The organism is Mesorhizobium sp. M7A.F.Ce.TU.012.03.2.1 (assembly GCF_004006095.1).
Classification (GTDB): Bacteria; Pseudomonadota; Alphaproteobacteria; order Rhizobiales; family Rhizobiaceae; genus Mesorhizobium.
On the sequence record NZ_CP034779.1, the window covers coordinates 2,253,072 to 2,273,639 of the forward strand.

The 20,568-nt window shown below is 62.2% G+C and carries 13 protein-coding genes and 6 pseudogenes; 11 read left to right on the forward strand and 8 right to left on the reverse strand.

Annotated elements, in window-relative coordinates:
• From EJ079_RS33860 to EJ079_RS10840, 4 genes and pseudogenes are all read right to left on the reverse strand, one after another.
• Positions 1 to 329, reverse strand: a pseudogene (locus tag EJ079_RS33860) (TCP-1/cpn60 chaperonin family protein); the annotation flags it as partial.
• 10 nt (positions 330 to 339) lie between these two features.
• A pseudogene (locus EJ079_RS10830) lies at positions 340 to 965 on the reverse strand (TCP-1/cpn60 chaperonin family protein); the annotation flags it as partial.
• Positions 966 to 1,030: 65 nt separating this feature from the next.
• A pseudogene (locus tag EJ079_RS10835) lies at positions 1,031 to 1,255 on the reverse strand (co-chaperone GroES); the annotation flags it as partial.
• 61 nt (positions 1,256 to 1,316) lie between these two features.
• Positions 1,317 to 1,664: a hypothetical protein gene (locus EJ079_RS10840; protein ID WP_063169239.1), complete on the reverse strand. Its 348-nt coding sequence runs from the start codon at positions 1,662 to 1,664 to the stop codon at positions 1,317 to 1,319.
• Between the two features lie 1,011 nt (positions 1,665 to 2,675).
• Between EJ079_RS10840 and EJ079_RS10845 the strand changes: the two genes are divergently transcribed.
• The 7 genes from EJ079_RS10845 (at position 2,676) to EJ079_RS10875 (ending at position 10,641) form a co-directional block, all read left to right on the forward strand.
• Entirely contained in the window at positions 2,676 to 2,999 is a 324-nt protein-coding gene (locus EJ079_RS10845; protein ID WP_029354915.1) for a DUF736 domain-containing protein, read from the forward strand.
• 180 nt (positions 3,000 to 3,179) lie between these two features.
• Complete coding sequence (locus EJ079_RS10850) at positions 3,180 to 3,449, forward strand: helix-turn-helix domain-containing protein (RefSeq protein ID WP_127808966.1); 270 nt, start codon at positions 3,180 to 3,182, stop codon at positions 3,447 to 3,449.
• The gene (locus EJ079_RS10855; protein WP_029354919.1) at positions 3,446 to 3,994 is read left to right on the forward strand and encodes a S26 family signal peptidase; all 549 of its coding nucleotides are present in this window, start codon (positions 3,446 to 3,448) and stop codon (positions 3,992 to 3,994) included. Before EJ079_RS10850 ends, EJ079_RS10855 begins: the two co-directional genes overlap by 4 nt.
• Positions 3,982 to 4,665, forward strand: coding sequence for a lytic transglycosylase domain-containing protein (locus tag EJ079_RS10860; protein ID WP_127808967.1), 684 nt, complete (start codon positions 3,982 to 3,984; stop codon positions 4,663 to 4,665). Before EJ079_RS10855 ends, EJ079_RS10860 begins: the two co-directional genes overlap by 13 nt.
• Before the next feature lie 178 nt (positions 4,666 to 4,843).
• Positions 4,844 to 6,814, forward strand: coding sequence for a relaxase/mobilization nuclease RlxS (rlxS, locus tag EJ079_RS10865; protein WP_127808968.1), 1,971 nt, complete (start codon positions 4,844 to 4,846; stop codon positions 6,812 to 6,814).
• 354 nt (positions 6,815 to 7,168) lie between these two features.
• Positions 7,169 to 8,155, forward strand: coding sequence for an ATP-binding protein (locus EJ079_RS10870; RefSeq protein WP_127808969.1), 987 nt, complete (start codon positions 7,169 to 7,171; stop codon positions 8,153 to 8,155).
• A 17-nt stretch (positions 8,156 to 8,172) separates the two neighbouring features.
• Positions 8,173 to 10,641 carry a S8 family peptidase gene (locus EJ079_RS10875; RefSeq protein ID WP_127808970.1) on the forward strand — a complete coding sequence of 823 codons (2,469 nt, stop codon included), beginning with the start codon at positions 8,173 to 8,175 and terminating at the stop codon, positions 10,639 to 10,641.
• Positions 10,642 to 10,847: 206 nt separating this feature from the next.
• On the opposite strand, the gene EJ079_RS10880 is transcribed toward EJ079_RS10875, so the two are convergent.
• Genes EJ079_RS10880 through EJ079_RS10895 form a run of 4 tightly spaced genes read right to left on the reverse strand, consistent with a single transcriptional unit; the run spans position 10,848 to position 13,802 of the window.
• Complete coding sequence (locus tag EJ079_RS10880) at positions 10,848 to 12,407, reverse strand: E2 ligase fold family C protein (protein ID WP_127808971.1); 1,560 nt, start codon at positions 12,405 to 12,407, stop codon at positions 10,848 to 10,850.
• Between the two features lie 3 nt (positions 12,408 to 12,410).
• Positions 12,411 to 12,899, reverse strand: a complete 489-nt coding sequence (locus tag EJ079_RS10885; RefSeq protein WP_126057777.1) for a Mov34/MPN/PAD-1 family protein — start codon at positions 12,897 to 12,899, stop codon at positions 12,411 to 12,413.
• Positions 12,896 to 13,513 (reverse strand): putative metal-binding protein, encoded by a 618-nt coding sequence (locus tag EJ079_RS10890; RefSeq protein WP_126057778.1) that lies wholly within the window; start codon positions 13,511 to 13,513, stop codon positions 12,896 to 12,898. The genes EJ079_RS10885 and EJ079_RS10890 overlap by 4 nt, the downstream gene beginning before the upstream one ends.
• Positions 13,506 to 13,802, reverse strand: a complete 297-nt coding sequence (locus EJ079_RS10895; RefSeq protein WP_127808972.1) for a DUF2604 domain-containing protein — start codon at positions 13,800 to 13,802, stop codon at positions 13,506 to 13,508. The genes EJ079_RS10890 and EJ079_RS10895 overlap by 8 nt, the downstream gene beginning before the upstream one ends.
• Positions 13,803 to 14,705: 903 nt before the next feature.
• On the opposite strand from EJ079_RS10895, the pseudogene EJ079_RS10900 reads away from it, so the two are divergent.
• The 4 genes and pseudogenes from EJ079_RS10900 to EJ079_RS10910 all read left to right on the forward strand — a co-directional run bounded on the left by EJ079_RS10900 (position 14,706) and on the right by EJ079_RS10910 (position 19,969).
• Positions 14,706 to 15,547 (forward strand): annotated as a pseudogene (locus EJ079_RS10900) (hypothetical protein).
• Between the two features lie 85 nt (positions 15,548 to 15,632).
• Positions 15,633 to 16,680, forward strand: a pseudogene (gene fni, locus EJ079_RS10905) (type 2 isopentenyl-diphosphate Delta-isomerase).
• A gap of 86 nt (positions 16,681 to 16,766) precedes the next feature.
• Positions 16,767 to 16,997 (forward strand): annotated as a pseudogene (locus tag EJ079_RS33865) (IS5/IS1182 family transposase); the annotation flags it as partial.
• Positions 16,998 to 17,662: 665 nt separating this feature from the next.
• A complete protein-coding gene (locus EJ079_RS10910) occupies positions 17,663 to 19,969 on the forward strand; it encodes a S9 family peptidase (protein ID WP_127808973.1) in 2,307 nt (768 codons plus the stop codon).
• Positions 19,970 to 20,568 lie beyond the last annotated feature (599 nt).

Genomic DNA, 20,568 nt, shown 5'->3' on the forward strand with positions numbered 1-20,568 from the left:
GCACGACGAACGATGTTGATGCCGGCGGCCTGGTCGGCGTTGACGCCGGTGGCCTTGATGTTGGCCGAAGCGCGCAGCAGGGCTACGCCGCCGCCTGCAACGATGCCTTCTTCGACGGCCGCACGGGTCGCGTTGAGGGCGTCATCGACGCGGTCCTTCTTTTCCTTGACTTCGACTTCCGTCGCACCGCCGACGCGGATCACCGCAACGCCGCCCGCGAGCTTCGCGAGGCGTTCCTGCAGCTTCTCCTTGTCGTAGTCCGAAGTGGTCTCTTCGATCTGCTGCTTGATCTGGGCGACGCGGCCCTGGATCTCGGCCTTCTTGCCGGCCTTGCCGGCGCGCACGACGAACGATGTTGATGCCGGCGGCCTGGTCGGCGTTGACGCCGGTGGCCTTGATGTTGGCCGAAGCGCGCAGCAGGGCTACGCCACCACCAGCAACGATGCCTTCTTCGACGGCCGCGCGGGTCGCGTTGAGGGCGTCATCGACGCGGTCCTTCTTTTCCTTGACTTCGACTTCCGTCGCACCGCCGACGCGGATCACCGCAACGCCGCCGGCGAGCTTCGCCAGACGTTCCTGCAGCTTCTCCTTGTCGTAGTCCGAAGTGGTCTCTTCGATCTGCTGCTTGATCTGCTTGATCTGGGCGACGCGGCCCTGGATCTCGGCCTTCTTGCCGGCGCCAGAACGGTTGCGGTCGTGGTGCCGTCGCCGGCGATGTCGTTGGTCTTCGAAGCAACTTCGCGGACCATCTGCGCGCCCATGTTCTCGAACTTGTCCTCAAGCTCAATTTCCTTGGCGACGGTGACGCCGTCCTTGGTGATGCGCGGGGCGCCGAACGACTTGTCGATGACCACGTTGCGGCCCTTGGGGCCGAGCGTGACCTTCACCGCGTCGGCGAGAATGTTGACGCCGCGCAGCATGCGCTCGCGGGCATCGCGGGAGAATTTTACGTCTTTGGCAGCCATTTTTAGCTCCTGGCAGGGGCTTCAATCGAGCCCGGGAATTCAGTTGACGAAAGGGCCTGATATGAGCCGATGATGCCCATGATGTCGGATTCCTTCATGATCAGAAGGTCTTCGCCATTGAGCTTGACTTCGGTGCCCGACCACTTGCCGAACAGGATGCGGTNCTCGCCTTCCTGCGGCTTTTCCTTTGCCGTGTCGGGGATGATGATCCCGCCAGCGGTCTTGGATTCGGATTCGACCCGGCGAACGACCACGCGGTCATGCAGCGGGCGGAACTTCGACTTTGCCATTTTCGGATTTTTCCCTGGTGCGCTGTTGAGGGGTTTTGTTAGCACTCGCGATGGACGAGTGCTAACGCGATAGTGAGGTAGGCTGTAAGCGGGCACTCGTCAAGACGGACGAGGGCAGGCGAGGAGCTCTGGCCCCCTCCCCGGTGGAACCCAACGCATACGCGGCATCCGCGTTGATGGCTGCGAGCCCCACATTTCCATTGAATTCGGCGTCATGACGCCAACTTGCTCGCGCCGCTTCCAAGTCGTCAGTCGTGCTGCCGTCAGCACGAACATAGGGCTGCGCTTCACTTCCCGTCGAAGCCGCGGCAAGCAGCGTCGCCGTCAGCACGCTCCTTTGCAGATGCTTGCCAAAGGTGGACAGTGAGCGCACCTGCGCCGGGCTGTTGGTGCGAACGTAAGACGTCATTGACAACTCCTTTTTGCAAGTCGAGCCCCTTCTCCACTTTCGGCCGCCGTCGACGCGAAGAAGTCCGCATCGCGTTGAAGACGAGCTGCGAAAAAGAGAAAGATGTGTTTGATGGCTGCGGCCCCAACGGTGCCTTCAGATTTGAGATCACTTCCGCCGCGAGCGGCTGAAGCTCCTCGCAACGTCAAATCGAATCTGCTGCCAAGCCTCCAGGAAAGGAGAGCATTGCTCATCTCGCGCTTGTGCATGCAGTCAACCTCGATCCGTGTTGCCACATCTCAAGAGCAAATGCCGTGCCAAAGCTCACTGGGAAGTGAACGCATGGCTCTCCCTGAAAACCTCACAAACCCAGCATGGTCAATTGTGCGGAACCCGACATGCGTCTTCTGCCACTGTCAGCTTTCGGACAGGCATGACGCGTTTCGCGCCGACCACCGGTCGATCGGTTTTGGGGCCGGTCTGTTCGCCTCATAAGAGCGCGTCACATTGCGTAGCGGTTTCCCGAGCGCCGCCACATGACACTGGACCTGCAGGTAGCACCGGCTTCTCATCCAGCCTTACTTTGGCCCCTTCGCGTATCAAATTCCCGCTGGCGAGCCCTGCTTTCATAGATCGCACCATGCCGGATGTGTGCTCTGGCGCCCGACCCGCTGGCACGATCTCGATCCGGCATAAGGGCGCAGCATCTTTGCAGGCCGTTTCATCCCGGCGTCCTGCTTGGCTGACAGACCGCACTTGGCGAGCGGTCTCCATGCTCTCTCCAAGGACCATCCCTGCAGCTGGCTTGTCGACCTATGGGCGGGTCCGGCCGCCCGAAACCCTCGCGCCATCAGCTTTTTTCCCCGCCGCCTGCGGCGGCTTCCTCGCGCCGCTTCGCTCACAAAAAAGCTGCCCGCTCGGGTCCTTCACTGTCGCTGCGGCCCTGTCGGATTCAGGCGGCCCTGACGCGCCCATTACGGTGCGCCATCGCAGGGGATGGTCCCCGGCGAAACCACAAAAGGAGACTTCGAAATGACCGCGATCGGTTACGTCAACAAGCAGGAAAACGGCGCCTACAAGGGCCAGCTCAAGACGCTCAGCGTCCGCGCCGACATCGATATCGTCCCCAACCAGGCCAAGAGCGCCGATAACCATCCCGACTTCCGGGTGCTTACGCAAGGGGTCGAAGTCGGCGCCGGCTGGATCCGCACCGGCGAGACTTCCGGCAAGGATTATGTGAGCCTGTCGATTGCAGCGCCGGAGTTCGGACCGCGCAAGCTCTACGCCAATCTCGGCCGCGCCGCCGGCCAGGACGATCACGACACCTACGCCATCATCTGGAACCCGGCCGACTGACCGGCCGAGATAAGAGCCTCGCGCCGCAGCCCCGGCGCGGGGCTCATCCCAGGAGTTCCACCCAAACCCCGTCCGCCCTAAAGGGCGGCGAAAACTCTCCCCCGACTCTTCGCCCGTCCCCAAGACGATCTCCCTCGCCCATCCTCGCCCTCGCTTGTCCGAAGCGAAACGAGGATCATCATGGAAGACGAAAACGAACGCGCGGCCCGCGCGAAAAAGGGCAGCCCGTTTCTCAGCACAGCCCAAGCCGCCTTCTATATCGGGCTCTCCCAGCGCACGCTCGAAAAGATGCGGCTCAAGGGCGGCGGCCCGAAATTCCGCAAGCACGGCCGCTATGTCCGCTATCACATCGACGAACTCGACCATTGGTCGAAAGGAAACCCGCAGCACTCCATCGCCGGCGATGGCAAGGCCGGTTCCGGCCAGGGCGGCACGGGAGGCCGTTCATGAGGCGGCGCCCTTCCATCCATCTGATCGGCAGCCGCCTGAGGCGTGTTCGAGCCCGTAAGACGGTCGCCTTGGCCGCGGCCGGTCTCGGTCTTTTGGGCTTCACGGCGCTGGGAAAGCCCACCCCTTGGCTGGTCTGGAACGCCTCGGCCAGCGCGCCGATCGGCCTTTACCGCATCGCTGCGGGAGCGCTGGCGCGTGGCGATCTCGTGCTCGTGCGCCCGCCTGAATACGCGGCGTATCTCGCCGCCGAGCGCAGCTATCTGCCTCGCAATGTGCCGCTGGCAAAACGTCTTGCAGCGCTGCCGGACGATAATGTCTGCGCCTTCAATGACGCCATCATCATCGGCGGCGACATCGTCGCGCGCCGGCTCAAAATCGACGCCGAAGGCCGACCTTTGCCATGGTGGAACGGCTGCCGAGCGCTCGGCGATAACGAGGTTTTCCTGCTCGGCAGCGACAAAAACCGCTCCTTCGACAGCCGCTATTTCGGGCCTGTTCCCACTCAAAATGTCATCGGGAGGCTCGTACCACTATGGACCGAGTGATCCTCCTCTTGTTGGGCATGATCGCCATTGCGCCATGCGCCTGTTCCGCCTCGACCGGCGCTGAGCCGGTCGCCATCTCCCAAAGTCCGCAGCTGCGAAGGTGGCAGACGTTGGTATCGGAAGCAAGCCGGCGCTTCCATATTCCCCAAGCCTGGATCTATGCCGTCATGGCTGCCGAAAGCGGCGGCAAGACAATGCGCGGCGGCCGCCCCATCACCTCCCCCGCTGGCGCCATGGGCCTCATGCAGGTGATGCCCGGCACCTATGAAGAGATGCGGGTCGAACACGGCCTTGGGCCTAACCCCCACGATCCGCGCGACAATATCCTGGCCGGTACGGCCTATCTCAGTGCCATGTATGACCGCTTCGGATTTCCTGGCCTGTTTGGCGCCTACAATGCCGGTCCCGAGCGCTACGCCGGGCATTTGAAGCGTGGCAAACCGCTGCCAGAAGAGACCGTCGAGTACCTCGACCAACTCAAGGCGGCCGGAGTTTCGGCGGCCGACATCGAGGCGTTCGAAAGCCAATCTGTCGCTCCAAAGGCGCAAATCGCTCCTCTCGGACGGTCGCTGTTCTTCATTCATGACGGTGTTCACTCAGGCGTGCGAAACGGCGATCTCTTCGTGCCGCTCGGCAAGGACGGCGCGCAGCCGAAGGAGCCGGTGCGTTAGCCATGGCGGACGGGGGCGCGTCTGGCGGGGCTGGGCGCGTAAGGCAAGATAAAGGTACCGCCTCCAGGAGGCGGTTAAATCTTTGTCTGCACATCGTTTTTCCGGGAGGCTGCCGCCGGTGCCAAGAGGGTTGGACGTGTAAGTGTCTGATTTTGCTTGATATGTCTGGGAGGCTCGCATGAAGGATGACGAGTTCAGGCCGAAGCTCGGCAAAATCGGGTCGCGCGGCTCGAAGGCCGGCAAACGCTATGCCGGCCAGGTTCGTGCGGCGATCAACCGGGCTGGCGGCCGGCCGCAACGCGGTGGTCGCTTCACCGGAATCCGGACAGGGCGCGGCGGGGCGGCCGCCGCACTGCTGAAATCGCGCGACCGGTATGCCGCCTTCCGCCAGCGCCGGGTGATCGTCAAGGCGCGGGTCGTCAAGCTCGCCGGCAAGGGCGCGGACGGGGCGCGTGCCCATCTACGCTATCTTCAGCGCGACGGCGTCACCCGCGAAGGTGAACCTGGCGAGCTCTACGGCGCCGACAGCGGCCGCGTCGACGGCAAGGCGTTCATCGATCGCGCGGACGGCGACCGCCATCAGTTCCGCTTCATCGTCGCTGCCGAAGACGGCATCGAGTACGACGACCTCAAGGCGCTGACGCGGCGGCTCATGGCGCAGATGCAGGAAGACCTCGGCACGAAGCTCGACTGGGTCGCGGTCGATCATTTCAACACCGGCCACCCGCACAGCCACATCATCGTCCGTGGCAGGGACGACCGTGGCGAGAACCTGGTCATCGCGCGCGAATATATCTCATCTGGCATCCGCGAGCGGGCGGCCGAGCTGGTCAGCCTCGATCTCGGTCCGCGAACCGACCGCGAGATTGAGCTTCGCCTGCGCCGGGAAATGGAGCAGGAACGCTTCACCAGCATCGACCGTCGGCTGCTCAGCATGCGTGATGATGACGGCCTGGTCTCGCCGGGCGGTCCCGACGCCATTCGCCAGACGCTGCACCAGGGACGGCTGCGCAAGCTCGAGCGGATGGGTCTGGCCGCGGAGGTCGGCGCTGGCTCCTGGCGCCTCGACGATGAGCTCGAAGCCACGCTGCGCAGCACCGGCGAACGCGGCGACATCATCAAGACCATGCACCGCGAACTGACCGGCAAGGGGCTTGCCCGCAGTGCCGCCGACTGGGTGATCCACGATCGAGCCGGCGAGCCCGTCCAGTCTCTCGTCGGTCGCGTTGTCGCGCGTGGACTGGCCGACGAGATCAATGACCGCCATTACATGATCGTCGACGCCGTCGACGGTAAGAGCCATTGGATCGACATCGGTAGAGGCGAGGCGATGGAAACGATGCCTAATGGCTGCATCGTGCGTGTCGCGCCAAGGAACACCGAGCCGAGGCAGGTCGATCGTACCATCGCCGAAATCGCCGCCGCGCATGGCGGCCGTTACGACGTCGATATGCACCTGAAGCATGACCCATCCGCCACCGAGAGCTTTGCGCGAACGCATGTGCGGCGGCTGGAGGCGATCCGCCGCGCGACCGGCGGCGTCGAGCGAGAGCCGAACGGCACCTGGCTCATCGCGCCGGACCATCTCGATCGCGTCGCGAATTATGAGGGCCAGCGGGCCAGGGCCGAGCCTGTCGTTGCCGACAAGCTCTCCTCAATGGCGCTGGAGCGACAGGTCAGCTTCAACGGCGCCACCTGGCTCGACCGGGAGCTGGTTGCCGATAGACCCGAGCCTTTGCACGGATCCGGCTTCGGCCGCGACGTGAGAGAGGCGCAAGCTCGCCGGCGGCAGTGGCTGATCGCGCAAGGCCTCGCGCATAAAGAACAGGATGGGATCGTCTATCGAGCCAACATGCTTTCGATCCTGCGCCAGCGAGAACTGAACCGTGTTGCTGGCCAACTGTCGGAGGAACTTGGCCTGCCCTATGCCGAAGCGCGATCCGGAGGACGAGTAGAGGGTACGCTCCGCCGCTCCGTCGAGCTTGCCAGCGGAAAATATGCCGTCGTTGAAAAGTCGCGCGAGTTCACGCTGGTGCCATGGCGGCCGGTGCTTGAGCGCCACGTGGGCAAGGAGGTCTCCGGTGTCGTGAGTGGGGAGGGGATTTCATGGACCGTCGGCCGGCAAAGGAGCGGACCTGGTGTTTCGTGAGATGGTGTACAGCTTTTTAGCCAGCGGCGCGGGCAGCCATGCGAGCCCGCGTAGACCTTATGGCCGCACGCCCGCAATCGGTCGCATGGACCTGCCAGGCGGGGCGGCTTTGGAGCGTTCGGACCCGACACGCTGCGTGAGTGGCCAGACTTCGAGCGCTCGAAGATGCGGACTGTTGTCTGCTGGCCGGCGTTATTCCGGCTGGCCTATGACCGCGGCGCAACAGTTCACCGCTGAAGTTGCCACGGGCGAACATCGACAAGAGAAAAAACACCATTGCGCGATACAAATCGCCGTTGAAAGCGTTTAGGTTGCATGCGCTTCGCCAAGTAAACGGATACCCAGAAGAGAGCCATGACCACGGCCCGCCATATCGTGACGCTGCTTAAAAGCCACATTGCCGGCGACGAGGATCGTTTCCTCTCTATCGCGATGCAGCTTGCTGCGCATGAGGCACGTCAAGGCCATGGCAAGCTTGCTCAGGAGCTCAAGGATCTGGTCGACGCAGCCAAGAGCAGGGACGCCCGGATTGCCAAGAGCAGTCGGCCGGTTCCCCTTTTTCAGCCAAAGGGCGAACTCGCAGGCCTCCTGCATGTGCGCTATCCGGACCTGCGACTGACGGACATGATTTTGCCGGACAGTCTGCGCTCGCGCCTGCACCGCGTCCTGGGAGAGCAGCGCCAACAAGCAAGCTTGCGCGAGCACGGGCTTGTTCCCCGTCGCAAACTGCTTCTGGTCGGCCCGCCAGGATCAGGCAAGACGATGACCGCATCGGCATTGGCCGGGGAGCTTCATCTGCCCCTTTTCATGATCGTCCTCGATGGTTTGATCACCAAGTTCATGGGAGAGACTGCCGGAAAGCTGCGGCTTGTTTTTGATGCAATGCAGGCGACGCGGGGCGTCTACTTCTTTGACGAATTCGATGCCATCGGCGCGCGTCGAGGCGAACGCCAGGATGTTGGCGAGATTCGGCGCGTGCTGAATTCGTTTCTGCAGTTTCTCGAGCAAGACGACAGCCACAGCCTGATTATTGCGGCAACAAATCATCCCGAGCTGCTCGACAGAGCTTTGTTCCGCCGTTTCGACGATGTCATCGAATACGCCGTGCCCGATCGGCCGATTATCGAGGCGCTGCTTCGGGCTCGACTCGACCGCTTCGACACCAGAGGGCTTGCCTGGAACGAGGCGATCTCTCAGGCAGAGAGACTGTCGCAGGCCGACATCACCCGCGCGGCCGACGACGCTGCAAAAACCATCATATTGCGGGGGGGGAAGCGGATCACCTCGGAAGCGCTCATCGACGCTCTGAAGGAACGCCGGCAGGCTTCGCTGTCTGAGTAGCGACAGCACAGATCATAATGGCAGACGATTTTCCGCGCGACCGCGCCCATATCCACCTTCGCAACAACGGCATTCGGGAAGCCTATCGGCGGCCCAACCAACTTATACATGCACCGCCGCTGCCGGCGCGTGATCGGGCGTCGCATGCTGCGGCCTTGACGCAATCCATCGAACAAGCGGTCGAAAGTGCACGCCAGCAGATTGCGGCGCGTGACCCCCAGCTGTCGGTCGGCACGCCTGGCTTTTACCTCGAGATCGATCTGCCCATGTCCGGACGGGCGGCCCTCGACCAGTTGGCCGATCGTCGCCAGCACATGGAGCTGGTCGCCGTCCATGAGCCAACTCAACCCGGTGCTCCCATCACAGCGTCGGTGTTCCTGCCGCAAAGCGCGCAAGCCTATTATTTGCGGAAAGTCGAGGCGTATCGAGACGTTGACACTGACCGCGGCAGACCGCGCAACGAGCCGCTCGTCTCCCGCATGGAGACAGTCAGGCTGGCGACTGCACGATCGTTGTTTACCGACCACGACGACCTCTTCCCCCAGGCCGCTGACGAGCAGGTGTGGTGGGAAGTCTGGCTGCGCGACGGTCGCCGCGAGAACTTCGAGCACATTGCCGAAGCCCTGAACATCACTTTGCGCACGCATGCGGTCAGGTTTCCGGAGCGGGTGGTCATGCTGGCACTCGCCAGCACGGCAATGCTCGACCGCATGATTGCGCACAGCGATGTCGTCGCCGAGCTGCGGCGCGCGAAGGATACGCCGTCCTTCTTCATGGGCCTTGGCGGCGCGGAGCAAAGGGACTGGAGCGACGAGCTTCTCGGGCGCGTCAGACCGCCTCAATCCGATATTGCGGTCTGCATTCTCGACAGCGGCGTACGTCGCACCCACCCGTTGATCGAACCCGCACTTGCCGTTGAAGACTGGCACACCGTCAAACCGGCATGGGGCAGCGACGACACACCTGCGTGGAGCGGCCACGGGACGCGAATGGCAGGTGTCGGCCTGTACGGTGATCTGGTCCCGCTCCTGGTCGGAGGCGATCCAGTTCCATTGCCCTTTCGGCTGGAGAGTGTCCGTATCCTTCCGCCAGAAGACGAGGCAAACGATCCAGAACTCTATGGCGCGATCACCGCGGAAGCGATCGCCCGCGCCGAGGTGCAGGCGCCGGAGCGCCGCCGCGCGATCGCAATGGCTGTGACAAGCGCCAGTCCGGCGCGTGGAAGGCCCACATCGTGGTCTGCCGCTATCGACCAACTCTGTTTCGAAGAGGAGCAGCGACGCTTGATCGTTCTCTCTGCCGGCAACATCGGCGATGACCTCATGCCGGCCGAGCATTTGACGCGCAACGATCTGGAAGCAGTCGATGATCCTTCTCAGGCCTGGAATGCGCTGACGGTCGGCGCTTTCACAGAAAAGGTCGATATCATTGACACCGACTTTGCGGGCTACGCTCCGATCGCGCCGGTCGGCGAGCTCTCGCCGCGCAGTCGCACTTCGGTCGTTTGGGACAGGCAGTGGCCGGTGAAGCCCGAGGTCGTCTTCGAAGGGGGCAATCTCGCCCATGACGGTGTGTTGCCTGGCGAGCCGATCGACGATCTGCAGATATTGACCACTTTCTATCGACCCGAACTGCGCCACTTCACCACCCTCGGAGATACGAGCGCGGCAACGGCCCATGCCGCACGGATGGCGGGACTAATTCTATCAGCGCGCCCCGAACTGTGGCCTGAAACGGTTCGCGCCCTGATCGTCCACTCGGCCGAATGGACTCCGGCGATGCGCGCACGCATCGATGCGTGCAACGGAGCGAAGGGCGAGATCCAGGCGCTCGTGCGGCGCTATGGTTACGGCGTGCCAGATCTTGGGCGCGCGCTTCTGTCAACGGTGAACGACCTCACGCTTATCGTTGAAGATGAGCTTCAGCCTTTCCAGCGCGAGGGCGGCGCGGCTGCCAAAACGCGTGACATGAAGCTGCATCGCCTGCCTTGGCCGAAGGAGCAACTCGCGGCGCTCGGCGCTGCCCAGGTCGAGCTCCGCGTCACGCTGTCCTATTTCATCGAACCCAACCCCGGTGAACGCGGATGGACCCGCCGGCATCGTTACGCGTCCCATGGTCTTCGGTTCAGAGTAAAGTCAGCGACCGAGACAGTCGACGAATTCCGAGCCCGCATCAATCAGGCCGCTCGGGACGAGGAGGAAGGGGCGCCTGCTGGAGGCGGAGAAGAGTGGCTGCTCGGCACCTTCCGCGATCGCGGCTCGTTGCACGCCGATTTCTGGTCGGGCAGCGCCGCCGATCTCGCCGAGCGTGACGCGATCGGCGTGTTCCCGGTCGGGGGCTGGTGGAAGGAGAAGCCTTACCTGGAACGCGTCGACGCTCTAGCTCGGTACGCCCTGATTGTGACGATTCGGGCGCCTGGGGTCGATGTTGACATCTTCACACCCGTCGAAGCAGCCCTGACTGTCGAGACGTCGGTCGAGACCTGATGCAGCACTGTCCAAACCGGCCAACAACGGAGGTTTGACCAGCCTCTGGTGCCATGGCGGCTGGTGCTGGATCATCACGTCGGCAACAGGGATCATGCGCGGAGGACGATAGGCCGGCAAAGGAGCGGGCCAAGCGTGTCATAATGGCGCCCATGGTCACGCCCACAAGCCGCGCCCCCTGCGTCTACGGAGAGGTGCGCGTCTGCTTAGGCGGCCGAGACATCGCTTACCTGATCAACGCGCTCGCCGTATTTGCGCCTGTAAGCGGCAATGAAATCGTCGTCGCCACAGATGCAGCGGCCGCTGGAGTCCTTGGCCTTCGGATCGTGCAAGTGAGAGCCAAGGGGGCGCAGAAGATTCACCCGAGTGCTCGTCGTCGGGCTCATGGGAAACCCCGCACTATGTTTGACCAAATCCGCGGCAAGCATAATCCCGGCAAGCACCGACTGAAAGGCCATCGGAACCACAGTTCGAACGCGGCGACTTCCTTCGCTAAGCTGGAACACCAGACCGCCGCAGATAGCCTGCTGATAAAAGGAGCGCAGGGGCTGGCCGACAAACGGGGCTAGCGGTTCAAACGGCACAGCCATCGCTGTAGCCACGCGAACTACAAAGTCGTTGGGAACTCCGGCATTGGTCTGCAGGAGCGTTTTCACCTGCTCGTGTGCTTCCGGTATTCCGAGTTCCTCGGCAATCAGCTGGTGCTCGTCCTTGGATTTTCCGGATGGCAGGTACATGCAACAAAGGCAAGCCTGGCCGTCATCGAAACCATGCCGGGAAATACCGAGATCGTGCTCCTGCGTCCAAGCGTTTGCGATCCATCGCGGCAGTGCACCTTGGACAGCCAGACGGTCGGCGGCGGTGTCAAGCGCCACACCCACTTGGTCGAAGACCCAATTGCCCCGGCGCGCAACATATTCTGCCCACGTCAGAGGGTGCGCCTCGACCTCAAGGGCAGTCGATCTAAGGGCGGTGGCTGCAAGAACCGCTTTGGACATACCAATCTCCGCCTGGCCAGCCAATGCGTAGCGCTGCAGGTTTGAGAGTTCGATCGCTTCGTGATCGATTACATGCAGACGACCCTTGAGATCGGGTTGTCTCGCTAGCGCCCAAAGCGAGCCATGGCCTATCGCACCGAGCCCAACGAGGTGGGTTTCGCCAAGGTCGACTGGGAAGTCGATCGGGCCAGGCTCTCCGGCTTTGGTCTTGTCGTAGCTGCATAGCGAGAGGTCGATGGTTTCGTCCAACTCGGCGCCGGTCAACTGGGCGGCGAAGATAGTTCGAAAGACGTTGGCGGCGCCGAAGCAACTGGCGGCGCCAGCTCCATAAGGCAGCAGACTTGGGCCAGAGCCCACCGGGTCCGTACGCGACAGCTTTGCCGCCCAACCGTCCGATCCCACGAAAAAGATCGGGCACCGGAGTGATGGGCGCGTTACCCCTGCAACGACGCAGACGGTGGCAGACTTGCCGGAACGCCGGATGCCGACTTTTGGATTGATCGACTTTGCCAAGCGCTCCAGCGCTTGGGCTTGAGAGCTCGCCGCGCTGTCCAGCGGGAGTATCGCCAGAACCGGGTAGAGCCTAGCGAGCAATCTCACCGCAAGATCTAGTGTCGCCTGGCCTTCGGCGCAGGAAGCGGCCTGATGGTCGAAGGCGACTGCCACGACCTGCTTTTCAAGAGCTGCTTTGAAGTCTCCCAGATGAAAATCGGCCAGGACCTGAGATGCCGCCGTGGCGGCGCGATCGATGAAGTTAGCGAATGCCATTGTTCAACTCGATATCATGATCATTCGCGACAGTGCCGCGGGAGGGAGCGCATTCCATTTGGCCTTTTCGTCAAGCCGATAGGCGGCGACCCGAGCAAAATCGAAAGGCTCGCGGGCGAAGTTCGGCACTACCAGCGACAGACACCCAACCGTGGTAGCAACCGCATAAGCGTCGTCCGTCGTCGAATGGTAGGCGCGGCCCGGATGGCTGTGAATCTGGGCCAAGAGTTTCAGGCCGCTTTTGTAGAGCCAGACATTGAGCCGGTGCAGTTCTTCGGCCGCAACGATCACGCAAACGCCATCGTTTGTCCGAATGTGACGCTGCGCCGGGATAACCGTCTCTGTTACGGCAAAGTGCCGGTCTTGCTGAACGCCGACCCAGAGCGCCATCCCCTCATTGCCTTCGCGACCAACTGAGCGCAGATGCCCATGCGTGGTCGAGATGCAGCCGCGCGGGAGAGTCACGATCGTTACATCTCTCAAACCAGTCATTCTTGTATCGCCTGAGGGGATACCACCATTCCTACGATTGCCGGTGGGAGTTGAATCTGCAACTGCTCTATAGGAATGATTCCGTACTTGATGATCTTGTCCAGGATGAAGGCCAAACAGCCTTCGCCAGAACCCCGATGAAGCAGCCATGGATCACCTGAATGGGCTGGATTGTCGTGGTATTCCCGGACGCCCGCCATGCACAGGAATGGTTCGTCCTCGGGACTGTTGGCCTGGATGAAGTCCGTCAGCGGCACGGCGTTCTGCTGGATGAGAGCTCCTATCATCTCCGGCGGCGTTCCGGGCAGCGGCGGACGTCTAAGCATTTTCAGGTATAGATCTTTCCGGGCAATCGGATGACGCGTAAACGGATCGACGAAGACCACGGACGGTGGTCTTAAGTCGTAGTCGGTGAAGTCGACCTCGCTCGCTGCGCTGATCACCCGTGGTTTTAACTTGAGGCTTGCGAAAATGAAGAAAGCGCGCGGAAAGGTCGCCTCGATCAAGAAGCAGCCCTGAGCCCGATAGACATCAGCATATGGCCGGAACCGGCCGATCTCCCGATCAAACTTCGCTCGGGAGACCTCCGGATCCACACTTTGGGGTTTAGGCACCTGCGACGCCCGCCTTCAGGCTGAGGAACAGGGTCATAGTATTCGGGAAACCGAAATCGCCAAGCTTCTTGTCGACGTCGAGCAAGTTGCCGGCCTCATCCTTCAATTCCCAATTCTCGGCTGGTTGGGCGACGTTCTGCGTGTTCTCAAGGGCTTTGGTACGAATGACGTGAAGCGGCTGGTTGGGACTGGCTTCGACCTGCGTGGGCTGGCCGTTCACCACCACCGTGATCTCGATCTTGCCCGGTCCGCTGCCGTGATTATCGCCCTTACCCGAATCCTTCGACATTGTCCTACTCCTGTGGCTTGCCAACCGCCCCACGCCCTGGCGCCCACCTGCGAGTGAGACCGGCGGTCTTCAATCGTTCACCCGGCGCCACGGCCGCGAGTACGCGAAAGACAGGGGATAAGCTACCGAATCGGTGCTTGCCTTCTTTTATGGGTGACTTGAGCCGCAAGTAAATGGTCTCAAATTGCTCCTCACAACTATAATCGATTAGAGCAATGCGGAAATATTGGCGACACGCCTATTCATCTGCTCTCTCACTCGCCTGCTCCGTGCTTGGCAAGGGGAGCTTTGACTGCGTCACGCGTCCCCCAAGCAGCCGATTGCGCCGGCAGCGCCGTAGGAACCGTCGTTCAGAGTCTTCACCACTCAAGCAGCCGCATGGATGCAGCCGACGCTCGTCTCCACAAACAGCGCAAGTGGTGCCTTGTTGGATAAGGTCGCCTCGTCCCTGGTGCAGCATCTGTCGGAACGGGTCCGCTGCGAGACCATGCCTCATCATCGCGCATGCGCAGCAGCCGGCGGTCGATGCTCGTAAGGCGTTCTGCTCATTTCGTGGCGAAGGCGCTGCTCGACTCGCGGACATATGCGGGCACCGAGGCGGAGGCTGACCAGTCGGCGCCGCGTTCGCGGATATCGCTTGCAATGTGCTCGCGTGCGTTTGCCGCCGGCGACCTTGCCGTCCTCGCCTGCTATGGCGAGCCGGCGCAAGCGGATTGCTCGATACTGCCGGCGAGGCTGCGGGCCGGCTCCAAACGGCCGTTCACAAGAGCTTGCATTAGCAACTGGCAATCGGATCGATAACTCCGCGATCGCCGTTATGGCGCGGAGATGCGGTCTCGCCGGGTTGTGGCTGGCGCTTCGTTGGGGGCGGCGCGTCGTAGCCGAGGGAGCAGGGGCGGCGCCATGATCCAGACCGAACGCGCGCTGCAGCAGGTGCTTGAGTGGGGGCGTGCCCTGACCGGTTTCGCGGATGAGCATGCTGAGGAAGCGGTAAGGGGCGGCCAGTATATCCTGCAACGCATTCACCCGAGCCTGCGCGGCACCAGCGCCCGCACCGGCCGCGATCCGCTGATCGTGGCGTTCTATCCCGAACTGGCGCTGCTGTTCTGGCTAGACGATTGCAACGACGTTGGCCTGATCGCGCCGGAGCAACTCGCCGCCGTGGAGCAGGCGCTGGGGCACGGCGTACCGTGCGTGCTCTCCGGATTCGAGGGCTGCGCTCAGCTGCGCGCTTCGCTGGCTGCGCTCGCTTACGATCGTCGCGACTATGCTCGGCTTCTCGACTATACCCGGTGCTACTGCGCGGCGCTGCGCGCCGGACACGCGCAGGCGGCAGGGGCGCGACGCTGGTCCGGGAACGTGTTCTGTGCCTGTTGCTGCTGTGGGGGCTGGACATGGCGACCTTGCGCGCGCGTCCAGCGTTTCGCCAGGTCCTGCGGCTCATCTCAGTGATAGGGCGCCTACAGAACGATCTGCATGGACGCGACAAGGACAGGTCGGCCGGCGATAACGCGGCGATCCTGCTTCTGCAGCGCTATCCGGCTATGCCTGTGGTTGAGTTCCTCAACGACGAATTGGCCGGCCATATGCGCATGCTGCACCGGGTGATGGCGGAAGAATGCTTTCCCGCGCCGTGGGGACCGTTGATCGAGGCGATGGCGGCGATCCGCGCGCAGTACTACCAGACTTCGACCAGCCGCTACCGCAGCGACGCTGCAGGGGGAGGCCAGCGTGCGTCGGCCTGAACGCGCCGGAGGCGGCGGCTTGGGCGCGCTGCCGTCGGTTCGATCCGACGCAACGCCGTCGCCCGCTGCTACGGATGGAGCGAGCATGAGCGACACCGCCCTGAGCCGGCGAAAGGACGAACATCTGGACATCGTGCTGGACCGGCGAACGGCGCCGGCCACGGTGGCCGCTGGCTGGGAGTACATCCATTTCGAACACTGCGCACTGCCCGAGTTGGACCTGACGCAGATCGACCTGCGCGCCTCGCTGCTGGGCAAGGCTATGCGCGCGCCGCTGCTGATCAGCTCTATGGCCGGCGGCATGCCACGGGCCGAGGCCATCAACCGGCATTTGAGCGAGGCAGCGCAAGCCTTGGAGATCGCCATGTGCGGTTCGCAGCGTGTGAGCCTGCAATCCCGCAACTCCCAGGGGCTAACGCGCGCGCTGCGCCGCCTGGCGCCAGACATTTCCCTTGCTGGCCAACATCGGCGCCGCGCAACTGCGGGAGGCCGGCGGCCTGGACCTGGCGCGTCGCGCGGTGGACGCGCTGGAGGCCGATGGGCTCATCGTCCATCTCAATCCGCTGCAGGAAGCGGTACAGCCGGAGGGCGACCGCGACTGGCGCGGCGTCCTGGGGCTGATCGCTGGCGTCGCGCGCATCGTGGGCGTGCCGATCGTGGCCAAGGAAGTGGGGGCGGGCCTTTCCGCCTCGGTGGCCTGTGCGCTCGTCGAGGCGGGCGTGGCGGTAATCGATGTCGCCGGCGCCGGCGGCACCAGTTGGGCCGCAGTGGAGGGCGAGCGCGCCCGCAATGCCGCCGACCGTGCAGTGGCGATATCATTCGCCGATTGGGGGATTCCCACCCTGACCAGCGTGCAGGCGGTACGTCGGGCGCTGCCAACGGTGAAGCTGATCGCGTCGGGCGGGATCCGCGATGGCGTCGACGTGGCCAAGGCCATCCGCCTGGGCGCGGACATCGCCGGGCAGGCGGCCAGCGTGCTGGGCGCGGCGACAGTGTCCACCGAGGCCGTTGTCGCGCATTTCGAGATCGTCATCCGCCAGTTGGCCGTCGCCTGCTTCTGCACCGGCTCGGCTGATCTGGTGGCGTTGCGTCAGGCGCGCTTGTTGCCCTCGTCGCATTTGTCCGCCGGTTGATGTCGGCGTCGTCCGCACGCTAACAGCAGGCTGCTGAAATACCTACGCCAAAGAGAGACTATTGATCCCCCTGGCGAGACGGCTCGATTGACGGGAGCGATGTGTTCATGGAGCAGCTGTTCACGATGAAGCGGTTGGAAGATTTCGTTCCAGCCGGTCATCCTGGGCCCGCACCGGCTGATGATCAATGGAGCGCTGGTGCGGCTAGACGGCATCCTTTCCGGCATGTACGCCTGCAGTGCCAAAGGCGGTCGCCCCAGCGTTGCGCCGGAGAAATTGCTGCGGGCCGTGTGTTGCAGGTGTTCTACAGCGTCCGTCGGAATTGATGCAGCAGGTGCTGCTGTGGCAAGGCCAAGACCCGGGAATGCCGTCAGCTTTGATCAGGCGCTTCGGGCCGTCGGAAACGCGCGAAGAGTCCGGCTTTTGAAAAAGCCGAACGCCTCAGATAAAGCCAGAACTCCTTGGGTCACCATCAAACCAATTTGACGCCCCGGGACAATTTCGTCCGGCATTGTCCGGTGTGCGACGATGTTGGGGATGCGACATAGGCGGATTGCCGTGTATTTAAACCGCTTTTCCTTTGGCACGCATATTGCGCCCTATCGGTAAACCTCTTCATGGGCCGGCGGCAATCGCTCGGAGATTGTCGAAATAGCACAATGATTTCTGCCGGGGTGACATCCGGCCCGACTAGAGCAGGACCTTTCAGATGATGCAGAAAAGCAAGCGGCCATACTCGCGGGGAAATAGTCGCGTCAGGGCTGCGTGGACGCTCTTTCCTGGTTGTTTCGGCGGCGGACGCCAACTCTTCAATCGGCACCCGAACCAGTGCCTGGATGTCCAGGGAGCGCCCCTGTTGCGCGTGCCTGGCTGCACCCGCGTGCTGGCTCTCCTCCAAGGCGACGCTCGGCGCTGCTGCAGACCGGCGACGAGAACCCAACTTCAAAATTAGCATTCCGAAAACCGAAAGAAGTGAACAGGTATGTCCAGGATCGGCGCTTTGACGCGCGCGGCATGGCGATCGGCAACTCAGACGCTGGCCAAGGGTTCGAAAAGTTTACACCCGACGCTAGCGCCGGCCGATTTCAAGCGCGCACTTACGATCAACGATCGATATGGCGGGCTCACTGTCAATGTCCCCAAAATGCCTTTCTGGCTGACCGGGGGTGAAGCCTTCGTCTACCGCCGGACTAGCCACGGCGAGCAGCAGTTCATGCAGGTCGATGCTGCCACGGGTTTCAAGCGGCCCGCTTTCGATCAGGCGCGTCTGGCGGCAGCGCTAAACAAGGTGAGCCATGAGAGCTATCAAGCCGGCAATCTTCCGTTCGACCGTTTCGAACTGAGTGAGGATGGTCGCAGGCTCGACTTCCAGATTGAAGACACCCGGTGGAGCTGCGACCTTGCAAGCTATGACTGTACCAGCACCACATTCGATGCAAGGAAAGGGGACCGTAGGGAGCTCAGCCACCGCTACACGCTGCCAGCGGAGAACAACCCCGACAAGAGCAACGCGTCGCCCGACGGCAAATGGATCGCCTATATCAAGAACTGCAACGTTTTCCTGCGCAGCGAGGACGGATTGCAGGATGTTCCTCTGAGCCGGGACGGAGCCGAAGGCAATTGCTACGTCTTTTCGACGCTGAGCTGGTCGCCGGACTCGCGCCACCTCGCCGCTTACCTTGTTCGCCCCGGCTATAGGCGAGAGGTCCGCTACCTCAATTCTTCGACGGACCAGTTGGAGCGGGAATATTCAACAAAATTCTATCCCAGGCCGGGCGATGTCCTTCCGCTGCCCCAGCCAGTCCTGTTCGACATTGCCGGCCGGCGCCAGATCGTGATTGACGGTGCCCTCTTCTCGAACGTCTTCGAACTTTCCCCTCTCCGGTGGTGGGCGGACAGCCGCGGCTTCACTTTCGAATATAACCAGCGCGGGCATCAGCTCTATCGCCTGGTCGAGGTAGACGCCGCCTCGGGCCGCGGGCGCTCCCTGATCGATGAGACCAGCGAGACATTCGTTGATTATTTGCCGCTGGGGCATGGCCAGGAGGATGCCGGAAAAATCTTCCGTTACGATGTCGATGACGGGAAGGAGATCATCTGGGCATCAGAGCGCGACGGGTATGAGCATTTGTATCTTTTCAACGGCCGGACAGGCGCGCTCGAAAACCAGATCACCCGAGGTGAGTGGGTCGTCCGGAGGGTCAACCATGTCGATCCGGTCAAGCGTCAGATCTGGTTCGAGGCGAGCGGGATGAACTCGCAGGAGGACCCCTATTGGGTCCATGCTTACCGCATCGGCTTTGACGGCAAGGGACTGACTGCACTGACGCCCGAACCGGCCAACCACCATATCGAGTTCTCGCCTGACAGGCGCTATTATGTCGATCTCTGGTCACGCATCGATCTGCCCCCGCGCATGGCACTCTACCGCGCCAGCGACAATGCCAAGCTCCAGCAGATCGAGACGGCCGACATTTCCGAGCTCGTCGCCGCAGGCTGGCAGCCGCCGCTCAGTTTCCATTCCAAGGGGCGCGACGGCAAAACTGACATCTGGGGCGTGCTCCACCTGCCAGCCAACTTCGACCCGACGAAGAAATACCCAGTTGTGGAGAAGATCTATGCTGGACCCCACGGCTCCTTCGTCCCAAAATCCTTCTCGCGGTGGACAGAGCCGCTCACGCAGCTGGGCTTCGTCGTTGCTCAGATCGACGGCATGGGCACCAACAACCGCTCCCGCGCCTTCCATGATGTTGCTTGGAAGAATCTGAAGGACGCAGGATTTCCCGATCGCATTCTGTGGCACAAGGCGGCGGCTGCGCAATATCCATGGTACGACATATCCAACGTCGGCATTTTTGGCGCATCCGCCGGCGGCCAGAGTGCAGTCAGCGCGCTGCTCTTTCACCCCGATTTCTACAAGGTCGCCGTCGCCAAAAACGGCTGCTTCGACAACAGGATAGACAAGACCTGGTGGAACGAACTGTGGATGGGGTGGCCGGTCGGCATTGAATATTCGCAATCCTCCGCCGTTGACAATGCTCACAGGCTGCAGGGCAAGCTGATGATCGCGGTCGGCGAAATGGATGATAATGTCGATCCGTTTTGCTCGTTCCAGCTTGCCGATCGACTCATCAAGGCAGGAAAAGATTTTGACATGGTCTACGTTCCTGGTGCCAATCACCATACTCTAGGCACCTACACCGAGCGCAAACTCCTAGACTTCTTCGTTCGCAACATTCTCGGTCAGACCCCGCCCGACTGGAACACCAAACCGATCGAGCTGGAATAGCTTGTGGCTCTTGCAATATGTTAGCTCGCCTTATCGGCTGTAATCAGGGCGAGGCGCGAGCAAATCTGCACCGAAGGACGATCGTGGAGTCTAGGACTTGCGCTGCGTATTGAGGATCGGCTCGCCGCGACGTTGGTCTGAGCAAACTGCTTGATAGGCACGCCTGCAGACCGCGTGTGTGCGATTGCAAAATCCCCTATCAGCCTGGTGTGAAGCGTTCAGGGGAAAAGCCGCACCCAACGCCGCTTCCGCTCGCCGTAACGCTACGGCGGTGCGGCCCACCCGATCCGCTCGACGAGCATTGGAACACATAGGTCCCCGAACGGACGGTTGCCTTGGCAATAGAAGACCTTCGTCGGTCATCGCCGCTGTGGGTGGCAGCCCGTCGGTCTGGAGCTGCCACGATTCTCATCCTCGCGTCACATATGAGCTGAAGCTTTCCGGATCGGGTTTCCAATCGGCATCCAGTTGCTCGGCGATATGGTTGAATTCTGCCCTCAGGACAAGAGTGAGTAGAGCAGCCCCGCTACGAAAATCCTATCGTGGTTCGTTTGACGCATCGACTATTCAGATTGATTGGCGTGATACCCGGCGCGGCC